14 protein-coding genes and 1 pseudogene are annotated in these 14,859 nt (G+C 54.5%); 11 read left to right on the plus strand and 4 right to left on the minus strand.

Translation table 11 applies throughout. The features are described from left to right. Positions 1-9 precede the first annotated feature (9 nt). From lpxA to ABCS64_RS04110, 4 genes are read left to right on the plus strand one after another with little or no spacing between them, the layout of a single operon-like run. Complete coding sequence (lpxA, locus tag ABCS64_RS04095) at positions 10-780, plus strand: acyl-ACP--UDP-N-acetylglucosamine O-acyltransferase (protein ID WP_418890635.1); 771 nt, start codon at positions 10-12, stop codon at positions 778-780. After that, positions 777-1,982, plus strand: coding sequence for a lipid-A-disaccharide synthase (gene lpxB, locus ABCS64_RS04100; RefSeq protein WP_418890636.1), 1,206 nt, complete (start codon positions 777-779; stop codon positions 1,980-1,982). Before lpxA ends, lpxB begins: the two co-directional genes overlap by 4 nt. Then, the gene (gene rnhB, locus ABCS64_RS04105) at positions 1,963-2,565 is read left to right on the plus strand and encodes a ribonuclease HII (protein ID WP_418890637.1); all 603 of its coding nucleotides are present in this window, start codon (positions 1,963-1,965) and stop codon (positions 2,563-2,565) included. Before lpxB ends, rnhB begins: the two co-directional genes overlap by 20 nt. After that, positions 2,562-3,419 carry a TrmH family RNA methyltransferase gene (locus ABCS64_RS04110; protein ID WP_418890638.1) on the plus strand — a complete coding sequence of 286 codons (858 nt, stop codon included), beginning with the start codon at positions 2,562-2,564 and terminating at the stop codon, positions 3,417-3,419. Before rnhB ends, ABCS64_RS04110 begins: the two co-directional genes overlap by 4 nt. 187 nt (positions 3,420-3,606) lie before the next feature. Here ABCS64_RS04110 and smpB read toward each other — a convergent pair. Continuing rightward, a pseudogene (smpB, locus tag ABCS64_RS04115) lies at positions 3,607-4,056 on the minus strand (SsrA-binding protein SmpB); the annotation flags it as partial. Positions 4,057-4,094: 38 nt separating this feature from the next. Here smpB and ABCS64_RS04120 point away from each other — a divergent pair. Together ABCS64_RS04120 and ABCS64_RS04125 are read left to right on the plus strand one after the other, a co-directional pair. Further along, positions 4,095-4,574, plus strand: a complete 480-nt coding sequence (locus ABCS64_RS04120) for a type II toxin-antitoxin system RatA family toxin (protein WP_418890639.1) — start codon at positions 4,095-4,097, stop codon at positions 4,572-4,574. After that, positions 4,567-4,926, plus strand: a complete 360-nt coding sequence (locus tag ABCS64_RS04125) for an RnfH family protein (RefSeq protein ID WP_418890640.1) — start codon at positions 4,567-4,569, stop codon at positions 4,924-4,926. The genes ABCS64_RS04120 and ABCS64_RS04125 overlap by 8 nt, the downstream gene beginning before the upstream one ends. 300 nt (positions 4,927-5,226) lie before the next feature. Here the strand turns inward: ABCS64_RS04125 and ABCS64_RS04130 are convergent, their stop codons facing one another. Further along, complete coding sequence (locus tag ABCS64_RS04130; protein WP_418890641.1) at positions 5,227-5,691, minus strand: DUF4124 domain-containing protein; 465 nt, start codon at positions 5,689-5,691, stop codon at positions 5,227-5,229. Between the two features lie 66 nt (positions 5,692-5,757). On the opposite strand from ABCS64_RS04130, the gene guaB reads away from it, so the two are divergent. The 4 genes from guaB (at position 5,758) to ABCS64_RS04150 (ending at position 12,501) form a co-directional block, all read left to right on the plus strand. After that, positions 5,758-7,218 carry an IMP dehydrogenase gene (guaB, locus tag ABCS64_RS04135; protein WP_418890642.1) on the plus strand — a complete coding sequence of 487 codons (1,461 nt, stop codon included), beginning with the start codon at positions 5,758-5,760 and terminating at the stop codon, positions 7,216-7,218. A gap of 83 nt (positions 7,219-7,301) precedes the next feature. Then, positions 7,302-8,993 (plus strand): glutamine-hydrolyzing GMP synthase, encoded by a 1,692-nt coding sequence (gene guaA, locus ABCS64_RS04140; RefSeq protein WP_418890643.1) that lies wholly within the window; start codon positions 7,302-7,304, stop codon positions 8,991-8,993. A 275-nt stretch (positions 8,994-9,268) separates the two neighbouring features. After that, complete coding sequence (locus tag ABCS64_RS04145; RefSeq protein ID WP_418890644.1) at positions 9,269-12,256, plus strand: RNA-directed DNA polymerase; 2,988 nt, start codon at positions 9,269-9,271, stop codon at positions 12,254-12,256. A 92-nt stretch (positions 12,257-12,348) separates the two neighbouring features. Continuing rightward, complete coding sequence (locus ABCS64_RS04150) at positions 12,349-12,501, plus strand: ATP-binding domain-containing protein (RefSeq protein WP_418890645.1); 153 nt, start codon at positions 12,349-12,351, stop codon at positions 12,499-12,501. Here ABCS64_RS04150 and ABCS64_RS04155 read toward each other — a convergent pair. After that, positions 12,498-12,767 carry a hypothetical protein gene (locus ABCS64_RS04155; RefSeq protein ID WP_418890646.1) on the minus strand — a complete coding sequence of 90 codons (270 nt, stop codon included), beginning with the start codon at positions 12,765-12,767 and terminating at the stop codon, positions 12,498-12,500. The two genes, ABCS64_RS04150 and ABCS64_RS04155, sit on opposite strands and share 4 nt — an antisense overlap. Positions 12,768-12,820: 53 nt before the next feature. Here ABCS64_RS04155 and ABCS64_RS04160 point away from each other — a divergent pair, with 53 nt between their 5' ends. Beyond that, positions 12,821-12,961, plus strand: a complete 141-nt coding sequence (locus ABCS64_RS04160) for a hypothetical protein (protein ID WP_418890647.1) — start codon at positions 12,821-12,823, stop codon at positions 12,959-12,961. A gap of 96 nt (positions 12,962-13,057) precedes the next feature. Here ABCS64_RS04160 and ABCS64_RS04165 read toward each other — a convergent pair whose 3' ends face one another. Beyond that, positions 13,058-14,659, minus strand: a complete 1,602-nt coding sequence (locus ABCS64_RS04165; RefSeq protein WP_418890648.1) for a LysM peptidoglycan-binding domain-containing protein — start codon at positions 14,657-14,659, stop codon at positions 13,058-13,060. Positions 14,660-14,859 lie beyond the last annotated feature (200 nt).

The following is a 14,859-nucleotide window of genomic DNA, read 5'->3' on the forward strand; positions in this document are numbered from 1 at the left end:
GACCGCGCCATGATTCATCCGACTGCCATCATTCATCCGGAGGCAAAACTTGGCGCAGGGGTGTCTGTCGGCGCTTATTCGGTCATCGAGGCCGGCGTTGAAATTGGCGATAACACGCGTATTGGTCCGCACGTCGTCATTACCGGCCGTACCCGTATCGGCTGCGATAACCAGATTTTCCAGTTCTGTTCTTTAGGTGAGGTGCCGCAGGACAAGAAATATGCGGGCGAGCCGACCCGCCTGGTCATTGGCGATCGCAATACCATCCGCGAGTTCTGTACTTTCAATCTGGGGACGGCGCAGGACGCGGGCATTACGCGCATGGGCGACGATAACTGGATCATGGCCTATGTGCATATCGCACATGATTGCCAGATCGGCAACCGTACAATTTTTGCCAATAACGCCCAGCTGGCGGGTCATGTACATGTCGATGACTGGGTAATTTTCGGCGGCTTCAGCGGCGCTCACCAATTTTGCCGTATTGGCGCACATGCGATGATCGCTGCCGGCACGATTGTTTTGCAGGATGTGCCGCCCTATGTCATGGCAGGCGGTACGACGGCCGCGCCATTTGGCCTCAATATCGAAGGTTTGCGCCGCCGCGGTTTCTCCTCGGAGTCGTTGCAGGCGCTCAAACATGCCTATCGCACGCTGTATCGATCCGGCCTGACGCTTGAAGAAGCACGCACCAAGCTGGCGGAAGAAGCCGCTGCGCATGCCGAGATTCAACCTTTCCTCGATTTTCTGGCAGTTTCCAAACGCGGCATCATCCGATGAACAACAGGGCGGTGCGTATTGCCATGGTGGCTGGCGAAGCCTCCGGAGATTTGCTCGGCGCGCACCTTATCGCGGCATTGAAACAGCGTTTGCCGCAAGTCGAATTTTTTGGCATCGGCGGCCCGAAAATGCAGGCCTTGGGGTTCCAATCCTGGTATTCACAGGAAACTCTGGCCGTGCGTGGGTATGCCGAAGTGCTGCGCCATTTCCGTAAGATCCTGTCTATTCGCAGCGCGCTAAAACGCCGCTTGCTGGCCAATCCGCCTGATATTTTCATTGGCGTCGACGCGCCAGATTTTAATTTTGGTCTGGAAAAGCCGCTTAAACAGAACGGTATTCCCTGCGTCCATTACGTCAGCCCGTCGATCTGGGCGTGGCGCGGGCAGCGGATTCACCGCATTGGCAAGGTCGTATCGCGCATCCTGGCGCTGTTTCCCTTTGAGCCTGAAATCTACGAGAAACAAGGCATCCCGGTCAGCTACGTCGGACATCCACTGGCCGATGTGTTGCCACTGGAAGATGGTCGCGATGAAGCGCGCGAGCTGTTTGGGGTGCCGGCGCAGCGGCCGGTATTTACCTTGCTGCCGGGTAGTCGCCAGGCGGAAGTGCAGTTCATGGCGGATGCTTTTGTCGGCGCAGCGCTCAAGGTGATCGAATCCTTGCCGGATGCCGAGTTCTTCGTACCGCTGGCGACCCGTGAGACGCGCCTGTTGTTCGAAGCCGCCATGCAGCGCGCCGATGCCCGCCAGTTGCCGGTGCGTTTGCTGTTCGGCCATGCGCATGAAGCCATGGCGGCGGCGGATATCGTCCTCGTCGCCAGCGGCACGGCGACGCTGGAAGCCGCGCTGCTCAAACGCCCTATGGTCATCGTATACAAAATGGCGCCGGTGACTTACCGCATCATGCGATGTATGAAAGGCTATTTGCCTTATATTGGCCTGCCCAATATCCTCGCTGGGCGTTTCGTCGTTCCTGAATTCATCCAGGACGATGCGACGCCGGAAAACCTGGCACAAGCGTTGCTGAACCTGTACGCCGACCGGATCACTTGCGCCGGTATCGCAGAGGTTTTCCGTGAAATCCACTTGCAATTGCGGCAAAACTCTGCCGAGAAAGCTGCGGCGGCAGTGTTGCTGCACCTGCCAGAACATTTTTTGAAACCGGCTGTTGCCGACACCGGCCATGCCGCGCACGCTGCCTGAGCCGCTGACTCAACCGGAAGGATGGGTGTGCGGCGTCGACGAAGCCGGGCGTGGTCCGCTGGCAGGACCGGTCGTCGCGGCGGCGGTTATTCTCGATCCTGCGCGCCCCATCCTAGGGTTAAATGACTCCAAAAAACTTTCCGCTAAACGCCGCATCGAACTGGCGCAGGAAATCCGCGACAAGGCGCTGGCCTGGTCGATTGCCGAAGCCAGTGTCGAGGAGATCGATCGCCTCAATATTCTTCAAGCCAGTCTGCTTGCGATGCAGCGGGCGGTGGCGGGAGTCTCGCCCCCTCCGTGCAGGGCGCTGATCGATGGCAATAAATGCCCAATACTGGATTGTCCGGCGGAGGCCATCGTTGGCGGTGATGGCAAAGTGGCGGCCATTGCCGCCGCGTCGATTTTGGCTAAAACGGCGCGTGACGCGGGCATGGAAGCTTTGCATGTGATTTATCCGATGTACGGCTTTGACCGCCATAAAGGTTACCCGACAGCCGCCCATCTTGCCGCATTGCGCCAGTATGGCCTGACGCCGGTGCATCGGCGCAGCTTCTCGCCAGTCGCACAACTGGCCTTGCTATGAAGCAGCGCGTCAAAAGCCTTGCCTCGCGGGATAACCCGCATTTCAAGGCGCTGAAAAAGATCTGCCACAACGGGCACGCACGGCGGGCGGCGGGCATCATCGTGCTTGACGGCATGCATCTGGTCGAAAGCTATACCGAAAGCTGCCTTCGTTTGGGCAGTCGGCTGGAAGAAATCGTTATCGCCGACAGTGCGCAAGACAAGCCGGAGGTTGCCCGGTATCTGGCTGTGTTGCCGGCGAACGTGCCTGTCACCGTGCTGGCTGACCGTTTGTTCGACGAACTCGCGCTTGTCCGCTCACCCAGCGGGATCTTGGCGCTGGCGACGCGACCGTCCTGCCCAACGGCGCCCGATGCAGCGAGCGATGCCGTCCTGCTCGATGGCATTCAAGACCCGGGCAATGTCGGTTCGATTCTGCGCAGCGCCGCAGCGGCGGGGTTCAGCCAGGCCCTCTTGACGGCGGATTGTGCGCAGGCATGGTCTCCGAAAGTCCTACGGGCGGCGATGGGCGCACATTTTCTTTTGTCCATCCATGAAAATGTTGATCTGTGCGCCTTCATCAACCGCTATTGCGGCCGGACGTTGGCGACAATGCTGAATGCTGCTTCATATCCACTTTTTAGCACGGACGGTTTCGACGGAATTGATCTGGCGCAATCCATGCGTCCGATTGCCTGGGTGTTTGGCAATGAAGGTCAGGGAATCCGGCCGGCGGTGGCGGCATGCGTGAGCTGCTGCGTTCGCATTCCTATGCCTGGTGCGGCGGAATCGCTCAATGTCGCGGCGGCGGCGGCCATCTGTTTGTTCGAAACGGTCAGGCAGCGCGGGTGGGCATCTCCCCAAAGGGTGCCCTGAGGCCCTTGTAAACAGGGCATCTCCAAAGGGGTGGCCGGAGAAGCCCTATCCATGCGGGGTTCAGGGCGCCTGTCCGGAAATGCCCTATCTACGCGGGGTTCAGGGCACCTGCCCGGAGATGGCCTATCCACGCGGGGTTTAGGGTGCCTGTCCGGAGATGGCCTATCCACGCCGGGTTCAGAGGGGGTCAATTAACCCGCATCAGGCGCGCCTTTTCGCGTTCCCAGTCGCGGGTTTTTTCGGCCTCGCGCTTGTCGTGCTGTTTCTTGCCCTTGGCGAGGCCGACCTCTGCCTTGACGCGACCCTTTAAAAAATGCAGATCAAGCGGAATCAAGGCATAACCGGCGCGTTCTACCTTGCCGATCAGGCGGTTGATTTGGCTGGCGTGCAGGAGCAATTTGCGCGTGCGCAGCGGATCCGGCTTGATGTGTGTCGATGCTTCGGCCAGCGGCGTGATGTGCATGCCAAAAATGAACAATTCGCCATTGCGGACGACGACGTAAGATTCCTTGATATTGGCACGTCCCGCCCGGATCGCCTTGACTTCCCAGCCTTCGAGTGCGATTCCGGCCTCAAAGCGCTCTTCGATGAAGTAATCGTGAAAGGCTTTTTTGTTGGTGAGGATGCTCATGAAATGTTCCTGATGGTTCGGTTGGGCGAAAAGCCGATGCTAGAATGCAATTTTACGTGATTGGCGGAGTTGGGCGGTACATGGTGAAGGTTGAGCGATCGCTCTTGATTGCGCATTCGGCGCAGCGGATGTTTGACCTGGTCGAGGATATCGAAGCCTATCCGGACTTCCTGCCTTGGTGCGCGCGCACCGAAGTCAGCCACCGGGATGCAGCCAGTACTGTAGCGACGTTGTATGTCGATTATCTGGGGGCCAGGGCGCATTTCACGACGAGGAACGACAAGCGGCCTCCGCAATCCATGCGCCTGAAACTGGTCGATGGTCCGTTCCACCAGCTCGAAGGCCTCTGGCATTTTAAATCGCTGGCGGACAATGCCTGTAAGATCGAATTCCGCTTAGGGTACGAATTTTCCGGCAGATTGTTTAGCGCAGTTATTGGCCCGGTCTTCGGGCATATCTGCGATACGATGGTCGATGCGTTTGCCCAGCGCGCCAATGAGGTTTATGGAGAAGGGTATGTCTGATCCTGCTGGTCAGATCCGCGTTGAGGTCGTCTATGCCTTGCCGGACGAGCAGAAGATTTTTTCGTTTCATCTCCCTGAGGGGGCGACGGTCAGGCAGGGCATCGAACAGTCGGGTATCCTCGAAAAATATCCCGAAATCGATCTGGAAAAAAATAAGCTCGGTATTTTTGCGAAGCTGACCAAGCCTGATGCGGTGCTCCATGACCGCGACCGCATCGAAATTTACCGGCCGCTGATTGCGGATCCAAAAGAAGTCCGTAAGCAGCGCGCAGCGGAAAGTAAAGCCACGAAAAAAGGCGCCGGCGAGGCGGAGGGCGGAGAGGGCGTTGCCAAAGGAACGCCCGGAAACTAGAAGGGCATGTTAGAAGGGCATGTACCGATCGGCACCTCCGGAGCCCGCGTAGAGTGTGGATAAGGCATCTCCGGGCGCCACCTCGGAAACCCGCGTGGATAAAGGGGCTCCGGGCTGCTAGTTTTTGCTCATCTTTCCAGGCGCTTACCCACGGAGGAGGGTGGGGTGCCCCCGGAAATGCCCGTGGATAAAGGGCTTCAGAAAGCCTCAGGGCACCCCTCTGGGATGCCCTGTTTACGCGGGTTTGCGGGCAGCGCCGCGTTACCGCATTTAACTACCTTGTTTGCCGTCTTATTGGTTTTATTGGCATTCGGCTTCTTGCAAGGCTTGGCGCGTCTTGTCCAGTTCCGCCTTACGCTCCTTGTCTTCCAGGAAGTAGCGTTCCCCTTTATCGTTGACCTGCGCAATGCGCACGCCTGACTCAAGTACGCGGGCGTTACGCTGAATGTTGTCGCAACGCTGTTTTTTCTGGGCAAGCGCTTTCTGGTCTTGCGCTTCTTGGCTAGATTTTTCCTGCGCCTCTTGTTGGCGCTTGCGGAAAGCCATGTCCTTTTCGGCCAGTGTTGTCGTGGGGTTCGCAGCCGGTGCGGCAGGTGCCTTGGACGTAATTACGCGCTTTTGTGTAATGCCTCCGGGCGGCGGTTTGTCGGAATAAACGGTCTTGCCCTTGGCGTCTTTCCATTGAAAAATCTGGGCATTGGCCGCAACGGCGAAGACGGTCGCTGCGCAAGCAATAAACACGTGTTTCATGGAGAAGTGTGTCATGGCGTTCGTCCTGATTCATAAGGCATATACGGTATAATACCGATTTGTGACCTAGGAGCAAAGCCCATGCGTTTATTGCAGAAAGCGCTGACGTTCGACGACGTACTGCTCATCCCCGCTCATTCTTCTGTTCTCCCGCGCGAAGTCAGCCTGAAAACACGCCTGACGCGCAATATTAGCTTGAATATGCCGCTCGTTTCGGCAGCTATGGACACCGTGACGGAAAGCCGTTTGGCGATTGCGCTGGCGCAGGAAGGCGGCATTGGCATTATCCACAAAAATCTTTCACCCCAGGCACAGGCAGCCGAGGTGGTACGGGTCAAGCGCTTTGAATCGGGCGTGCTGAAGAACCCGATTACCGTGTCTCCCTCAATGACCGTACACGAAGTGCTGGATTTGTCGCGACAACACCGGATTTCTGGATTCCCCGTACTGGAAGGGCGGCAGGTCGTCGGCATTGTCACCAACCGCGATTTGCGTTTCGAGACCCAGCTCGATCAGCCTATCCGCAACATCATGACGCCGCGCGAGCGCCTGGTGACGGTACACGAAGGCGCCAGTATTGATGAGGGTAAGGCACTGATCCACAAACATCGCATTGAACGCGTTCTGGTGGTCAATGATGCATTTGAGTTGTGCGGCCTGATTACGGTCAAGGACATCATCAAAACGACGGAGCATCCAAACTCCTGCAAAGATTCCACTGGCCGGCTGCGCGTTGGTGCGGCCGTGGGAGTGGGCGAGGGAACCGAAGAGCGTGTGGCGCTGCTTGCCGAAGCGGGCGTCGACGTGATCGTTGTCGATACCGCGCACGGGCATTCACAAGGCGTGCTGGAGCGCGTGCACTGGGTTAAGCGGGAATTTCCGCACATTGATGTCATCGGCGGCAACATTGCCACGGGCGATGCGGCGCTGGCGCTGGTGGATGCCGGCGCAGATGGCGTCAAGGTCGGTATTGGGCCAGGATCGATCTGTACAACACGCATTGTTGCCGGCGTCGGCGTGCCGCAGATCACGGCCATCCAGAATGTCTCTGACGCCCTGAAAAATACGGGCGTTCCGATGATCGCCGACGGCGGAATCCGCTATTCCGGCGATATCTGCAAGGCAATTGCCGCAGGTGCTAATTCCGTGATGCTCGGCGGCCTGTTTGCCGGTACGGAAGAAGCGCCGGGAGAGGTTGAGCTATACCAGGGGCGCTCCTATAAATCGTATCGTGGCATGGGGTCGCTGGGTGCCATGGCCGCGGGCGCGGCAGATCGTTATTTCCAGGAAGGCACGGGCAATATCGAGAAATTTGTGCCGGAAGGCATCGAAGGGCGCGTCCCCTACAAGGGGCCGGTTTTGGTCGTCATTCATCAATTGCTCGGCGGCTTGCGCTCATCGATGGGGTATCTGGGGTGCGCGCAGATTGCCGATATGCATGAAAAAGCGGTTTTCGTCGAAATTACCGCCGCGGGTGTGCGTGAATCGCATGTCCACGACGTGCAGATTGTTAAGGAAGCGCCCAATTACCGCGCGGAGTAGCAGGTCTTAGGTTCTTATCTTTTGCGGGTTGCTGACAGGCATGGGCATGGCGGCAGCCCGCATTTTTATTGAAGGCGGCAGGCATGTCTCATCACAAAATTCTCATCCTCGATTTTGGCTCTCAGGTCACGCAACTCATCGCCCGACGCATCCGCGAAGCGCATGTGTATTGCGAGGTGCACCCTTGCGACGTCAGTAGCGACTGGCTGCGCCAGTTCGCGGCCGATGGCAATCTCAAGGGCATCATCCTTTCTGGTGGACACGCCAGCGTGTACGATGTGGACGACCGCGCGCCCGATGCCGTGTTCGAACTGGGGGTTCCCGTGCTCGGCATTTGCTACGGCATGCAGACCATGGCGCAGCAACTGGGCGGGCAAGTGCAGGGCAGCAACACCCGCGAATTTGGCTATGCCGAAGTGCGCGCCCACGGCCACACAGCGCTCTTGAAAGACATTCAAGACTTTCATGCCCCCGAAGGCCACGGCATGCTGAAAGTGTGGATGAGCCACGGTGACAAAGTGACCAATTTGCCTGAGGGCTTCAAAGTCATGGCCAGTACGCCCAGCTGCCCCATTGCTGGCATGGCCGACGAGGCGCGGCGCTTTTACGGCGTGCAGTTCCACCCGGAAGTCACGCACACCGTGCAAGGCCGTGCGATGCTGGAGCGCTTTGTGCTCGACATCTGCGCCGCCAAGCCCGACTGGATCATGCGCGACCACATCGAAGAGGCGGTGGAAAAAATCCGCGCGCAAGTGGGCGATGAAGAAGTCATCTTGGGCCTGTCGGGCGGTGTTGACTCATCCGTCGCTGCCGCGCTCATCCACCGTGCCATTGGCGACCAGCTCACCTGCGTGTTTGTTGATCACGGGCTCTTGCGCCTGAATGAGGGCGACATGGTCATGAACATGTTCGCTGGCGGTTCGTCGTACGGCCGCCCCGAAGACGAACCAGCCCCCTCGGAGGGCAGCGAACGCAGTGAGCGTGGGGGCAAAAAAAATCACGCCAAAGTGGTGCGCGTCGATGTCAGCCAGCTCTTCCTCGATGCGCTCAAGGGCGTGTCCGACCCCGAGCAAAAGCGCAAGATCATTGGTAAGCTGTTCGTCGATGTTTTCAAAGCCGAAGCTGAGAAGCTCAAGGCCAGCGGCGCCGGCCACAAGGGCGCCACTTTCCTGGCTCAAGGCACCATCTACCCCGACGTAATTGAATCCGGCGGCGCCAAGAGCAAAAAAGCCGTCGTCATCAAAAGCCACCACAACGTCGGCGGCCTGCCCGAGCAACTGGGCCTGAAACTGCTGGAGCCGCTGCGCGATTTGTTCAAAGACGAAGTGCGCGAACTCGGCGTGGCTCTTGGCCTGCCGCACGACATGGTCTACCGCCACCCCTTCCCCGGCCCGGGCCTGGGCGTGCGCATCCTGGGCGAAATCAAAAAAGAATATGCCGACCTGCTGCGCCAGGCCGACGCCATCTTTATCGAAGAACTGCGCTCCACCATCGAACCCAACAGCGGCAAAAGCTGGTACGACCTCACCAGCCAGGCCTTCACCGTCTTCTTGCCGGTCAAGAGCGTCGGCGTCATGGGAGATGGCCGCACTTACGACTACGTTGTGGCCCTGCGCGCCGTGCAAACCAGCGACTTCATGACCGCCGACTGGGCCGAACTGCCGTATGCGTTGCTGAAAAAAGTGTCGTCCCGAATCATCAACGAAGTGCGCGGTATCAACCGCGTGACCTATGACGTTTCCAGCAAACCGCCCGCGACGATTGAGTGGGAGTGAATACACGTTTGGCAATACACGGCACGACAAGGCAAGAAACACTTCCCAATCGCGCGTCAACGCGGAGTTTCTGATTTAGCCAATAATGCCCACTCAATTTTATAGGTTAATGAATAATTTAAGATATTCTATGAAGTGATAGAGATTGATTGCAGGGATATTTGGTATATGTCTTTCTGCGTCAGGTGCAGTAAACAATAGGCTCAGGAGTGACTATTACTGTTGAGTAGCCAAAAGAAATTAAAAACAGGTGCGCAACAATGTTGAAATCAGAAATGTTCAGCCTGGTTAATTTATATATCGCATATCGAAAGGCAAAGGCTGAGGCGTTTTATGAAAAAACGCACTTTCATGCCTTGGCTTTTACGGAGTATGAACAGAATCTGGACGCCAACCTCAAAAATCTCCAGTCCCGCTTATTGGAGGATCGCGCTACATGGCCGACAGAACTTGGTTTCATTGGTGATTATGCATACTTGCCAAAATCTGTCGACTGCAGCGCATGGGACGTGACCGATGGGCACTTTCGTGCGCTTGATCCCAGGCAAGACTGGAAACAACGCTTTGACAAGTCAGAAAGGAAGCTTGCTAATGCTGCACTTCGGCTTGTCATTAGACCAACGGTCAATTTTCAAATCATATCTGCCTTATGGATAATCGTTGTTGGACATCTTTTTGACGCATCCTTAGATCAAAAAACATCTTTTGGTAATCGACTCAGAAGATCAAGCGACAGCATTTTCGATGAGAGAATTAGCACCTCCGGCGTAAATCTTTCCACGCCTGGTATTTTCACTCCATACATTTCTGCTTATCGAGATTGGCGCGAACGTGGCCTATTATCCATTGAAAATTCCCTTAAGGAAGGCGTGGACATTTTAGCCATAACGATGGATATTGAAAAATTTTATCATCGCGCCTCACCGGATTTCTTGCTGAAAGATGAATTTTTAAAATCCATCGAATTAAAACTTAAAGAAAACGAAAAAAAATTCACTCAACAGTTGCTTGATGCCATCATGAATTGGTATCGAAGTACTCCAGATTACAATGATCGACCGGAAGGAGCAATTCCCGTTGGGCTTTCCGCTTCGAAGATCATAGCGAATGTTCTGTTGGTTGACTTTGATCGAAAAATTACAAAAAACCTTAATCCTATTTATTATGGCAGATATGTTGATGACATTTTCTTAGTATTAGAATCAAAAGATGAGGACTGTGATGCTCAACACGTAACTGAGCGCATTGCCAAAGTGCTGGCCCCACTTGTAGCGGTCCACAAAAAGGGTAGGAATCTTGGTTCGCTCACTTTGAATCTTCCATATGCGAAAAACTCCGAGCTTATTTTCGCAGCGCCAAAACAGAAAATTTTTTCGCTCTCGTCAGCACACGGCCTGGATCTTATTTATCAAATTAGGGATCAAATACGACAGCAATCAAGCGAGTACAGATTGTTGCCATCAATCCCTGAGTCAGGAACTGCAATGGCATCCCGAGCCTTGCTTGCTACTCCGAATGCAGCACTGCAGGCTGATGCACTAAGGAAGGCAGATGTGGTTTCTGTGCGGCGACTTGGATTTTCTCTTCTTCTTAGTGACATTGAAACATACGCTTTAGACTTGTCGCCGAGATCGTGGCAATCGCTGCGCAAGGAGTTCTATGGTCTTATACGCCGACACTTAATAACACCATCAGGATTTTTCGACTATTTCAGTTACATTCACCGTATTTTTGGTTTGATGTTGAGCTGTGGTGATATTAAGCAGGCAAAGAAATTAATCAAAGACCTTGTCGACATTTCTTTAATCCTTAAAAAGACAACTTCTCTTGGTCAAGAGAGTCAGAAAGCCAGATTTCAACTCTGCCTTCAGCAGTATGCACTTGCCTTGTTGCAGGCTGGACTTCAGGCTGCCACTCTCGGGTTGGAAAACTTGGGTCGTGATTACTTGGGTGCTATTCAGAAGCTAAAGCAGCTGGATGAAAATGTAAATATTCCAGAAGATATTTATTCCCTTAAGTCTTTAGCGAGGAAAGTTTTGCTTTCAGATTGGGGGCGCCGACCATACAAAGAATACTGGTTTGAAAATCAGCTGACTACTGATGAGACATGGCCCAAGGTTCCATGCAGCATGGAGGTGAAACGGCATCTACGGCTCGACATAATACGAAAAATTCAACGGATAGCTACGAATCTTAAAGTTCCATATTGGCCTGCATTGGTTTTTCCTACGCGCCCCCTTCGTATCGATGAAATAGGGCTTGTGGCACCAGCCGTCCTGTCTGATTCAAAGCTCTTTCGACAGGTCATTCACTTTTTCCGTGGCGCAAAAGTGACTACTAATCATTCGATAGGCTTTTTGAACGATAAAGGATTGCCGATTAATCACTTCATTGTTTCAGGTCGATCAAGGGGTGATGTTCGAATTGCGGTAACAAGTTGGGAGACTTCTCAAGACCAGTGGGTTGCAGCAGCACGTGGAAATCAAGATAGATCTTTAGACCGATATGTTAAATTCAACAGATTAATAAACTTAATACTGAAGGAGCAAAAAAGGCCTGATTACATTGTTATGCCAGAGCTAAGCATCCCGCTACGATGGGCTCTGCGTGCTGCACGCAAACTCTCAACTAATGGTATCTCGATGCTTGCAGGTGTCGAATATCACCATGATTGGAAAACGAACAAGCTGAGAAATGATAGCCTAGTTTCATTGACGACTTACTGGCCCGGGTATGCAAGTAACGTTGTAGTTCTGCAATCTAAGTTCGAGCCAGCGCACGGCGAGGAGAAGGATCTGCAGAAATTACTTAAAAAGAAAACTGAGATCTACAAACCAAATGGCGCAAAAGCAAAGCCAACAATCTACGGGCATCGTAATTTCTATTTTTCGATTCTAATCTGCAGTGATCTCACAAACATATCGAATCGCAACTATCTGCGAGGGGAAATAGATGCACTATTTGCTCTGGAGTGGAATCAAGATACAAAGACCTTTTCTGCTCTTGTTGAGTCGAGTGCCAACGACCTGCATGCTTTTGTTGTGCAAGCCAACAATCGCTGCTTTGGTGATAGTCGAATCAGGGCACCTGCAGTTCACGACTACGCCCGCGATGTAGTTCAAGTAAAAGGTGGAGTTAGCGATTACTATGTGCTGGGCGAGATTGACTACGAGCGACTTCGTGCAGAGCAGCGTTGTAAAGAGAAGAAGCCGCTATTCAAGCCTGCGCCAATTGGCTATAAGATGTCGAAGTTTAGAAAGTAGCTGAGATTTTTTCAAGTTTTTTGATTCAGTAGAGCCATTTAGCGGCGAATCGTGGCGTGACCGTGAAGGCATACCACATGGGGGATCACTGAATGCTATTGTTCCAAGGGGGAGAAGCTGAAGTGGCTGTTGTATTGGATGCAAACCGTATAACGCAACCGTATAACGCCCAACATCTGTATGTGACCATGACCCGTGGTTCGATGAAGCTAGTTGTATGTAGCTCTAAGCCAATGCTCGGTTAGGCTGGGAAGCATAAATATTTTGCTAAAGCTTTTACTGACAATGGTGCAGATCTCTCCGCCTTGTTATTGATGGTTACATAGGCGTTCTGCCCCGCGCCGCAGGTGCCGGTGATGACGCGGGCGAGGTGGGCGCGGGTGGTGGGGTCGGGGTCTTGCAGGCGGTCAAACGGGGCGTATTGCGCCTTGGCGCTTTCGTAGCCGTAGGCGCCGTGGCGGCTGAGGGGGATATTGCAACTAACTATGGAGATGCAAAGTGCGTAGAACAAAGAGTAACGTTGTCAAATTAAACGCCGCGCCGACGTTCGAGGAGTACGAGGTAATGAAAAGCCTCAGTGCTTTGATAATCAGCATTTCGGAGCAGCTTGGCACCGAGCGCTCACGCGCGCGCATCGCCAGAGTCAAGGCTAAGCTGGAGCGTACCCGCCAACAGCTCAACAGACTGCACGGCACGAATCTATGATGCCAGTCCCACGCGGCGTTGTCCTGTTACACGACATGCCCTCGCCCGTATGAGAGGAAGTATGTAACCAAGGAAGTCAAGTTTGAGCTGACGCCTTTATTTCTTACGTTTTGCCGGTTTGCTTGCCTGTGCGGCATTCTTGCGGGGTGTGGGTGCTTTCTTGGCATTCTGTTTCTGTGAAGAGACCGAGTGCCTGCTTTTCTTTGCAGAAGCGGATGATTTGCCTTTTTGTGGGTCGGGCTTGCTGGCCTTTTGCTCCGTTGCCAGGACGACGAGCGTTGTTCCTGGCTTGATCTTCATGTTTTTCAGGTGGTTCCGGCGTTTCAGCTCATCGGCGCTCATGCCGTGCCGCTTGGCGATGGAAAACAGGGTGTCGCCTTTGCGTACTTTGTAGGTGCGCGTTGCCGGCTGCAAGTCGGCGCTGGGGAAGCGCGGTTGGGCAACCATCGTGGCCGGGTCGATCTCTTTTGCGCCGCCGTTGCTAGGCACCAGTAGCGTGAGTCCGGGTTTGAGCCGAATGCGTCCGTGGATGCCATTGATTGCTTTGAGGTTGGCGACGGTCATGCCGAAGCGCGGTGCGATTTTTTCCAGGCGGTCGCCGGGGCGCAGGGTATAGGACTGCCAGGAAGAAAGCGGTTTTTGCTTCTGTTCGTGCGCTTCCAAGTTGCTGACGAAATGGTCGTACTTTTCTGCGGGAATGACCATCGGCGAGTCGGAGACGATCACGGGGCGGTTGTGCGCCGGATTGAGCGCAAGAAATTCATGTACCGGAATACCAGCAAACTGTGCGGCCAGTTTGACATCAATGTTGACCGGCTTGGTGACGGTGGTGAAATAGGGGCGGTTGGGAATGCGCGGGATGCCAAGTTCCTTAAGCGTTTCCGGACTGCTGAAGATATTTTTCAGCGCCTGTAGCTTGGGCACGTAATTTTGCGTTTCATTCGGCATGCTCAGGTTCAGGTAATCGGTCGGCAGGTTGAGTGCTTTGTTTTTGGCAATGGCGCGGGCGACGGCGCCTTCCCCCCAGTTGTAAGAAGCCAGCGCCAGATGCCAGTCGCCGTGCATTTCATAGACTTCCTGCAAGTATTCAAGCGCGGCGGCCGTCGAGGCGATGATGTCGCGGCGCTCGTCCTTCCACCAATTTTGGTCGAGATTGTAGCGTTTGCCGGTTGTCGGGATAAATTGCCATAAACCGGACGCTTTGGCGGGCGAATGGGCCATCGGGTTGTAGGCGCTCTCCACCATCGGTAGCAATGCCAGCTCCATGGGCATACCGCGCTGATCGATTTCTTCGACGATGTGATAGAGGTAGGGGGCGCCGCGTTCAACCATGCGGCGCAGGTAATCGGGCTGATTAAGGTAGCGCTGTTGGTGTTCTAGTACCAGGTCGTTGTTGATGTCCGGCATGGAAAAGCCCTTGCGGATGCGGGAAAAAATATTATCCGTTTCGCTGGTCAGGTCGACAGTCGGCAGATTAATCGGTAATGCCGGAACCTCGTAGCTCTGCAAGGGCGTCAGGATGGGGGCCGGGTATAGATAGTCAGCTGTCGTTCCTTTGCGGGGAGGGCATTCTTCGCTGTTTTCCGATGTCGTATTGCAGGTTGTCCGGCCGAGGCTGGCGCAGCCGGTCAGCACAACGGTAAACAGGCAGAGAAAGATACGGGTACTGAGTCGATGGAAAAGTTTTCTATAAATCATCCGTATGACCTGAGTTTGACCGCCATACGGCGAAATGGAAAATCAATGCGTGTCGCATCCAGCAGTGGAAATACGAGAGGCTCAGACACGCCATAAACTGCAGTCGCTTCGATGCGCCCGGTCGCTGCCAAGGCAGGCGGATTATAGCGCACACAGGCGTCTTGGCCTTTCGACTGCCAGACTTTTTCTTGCCGAGAAAG

Source organism: Dentiradicibacter hellwigii, assembly GCF_041770905.1.
Classification (GTDB): Bacteria; Pseudomonadota; Gammaproteobacteria; order Burkholderiales; family Rhodocyclaceae; genus Propionivibrio; species Propionivibrio hellwigii.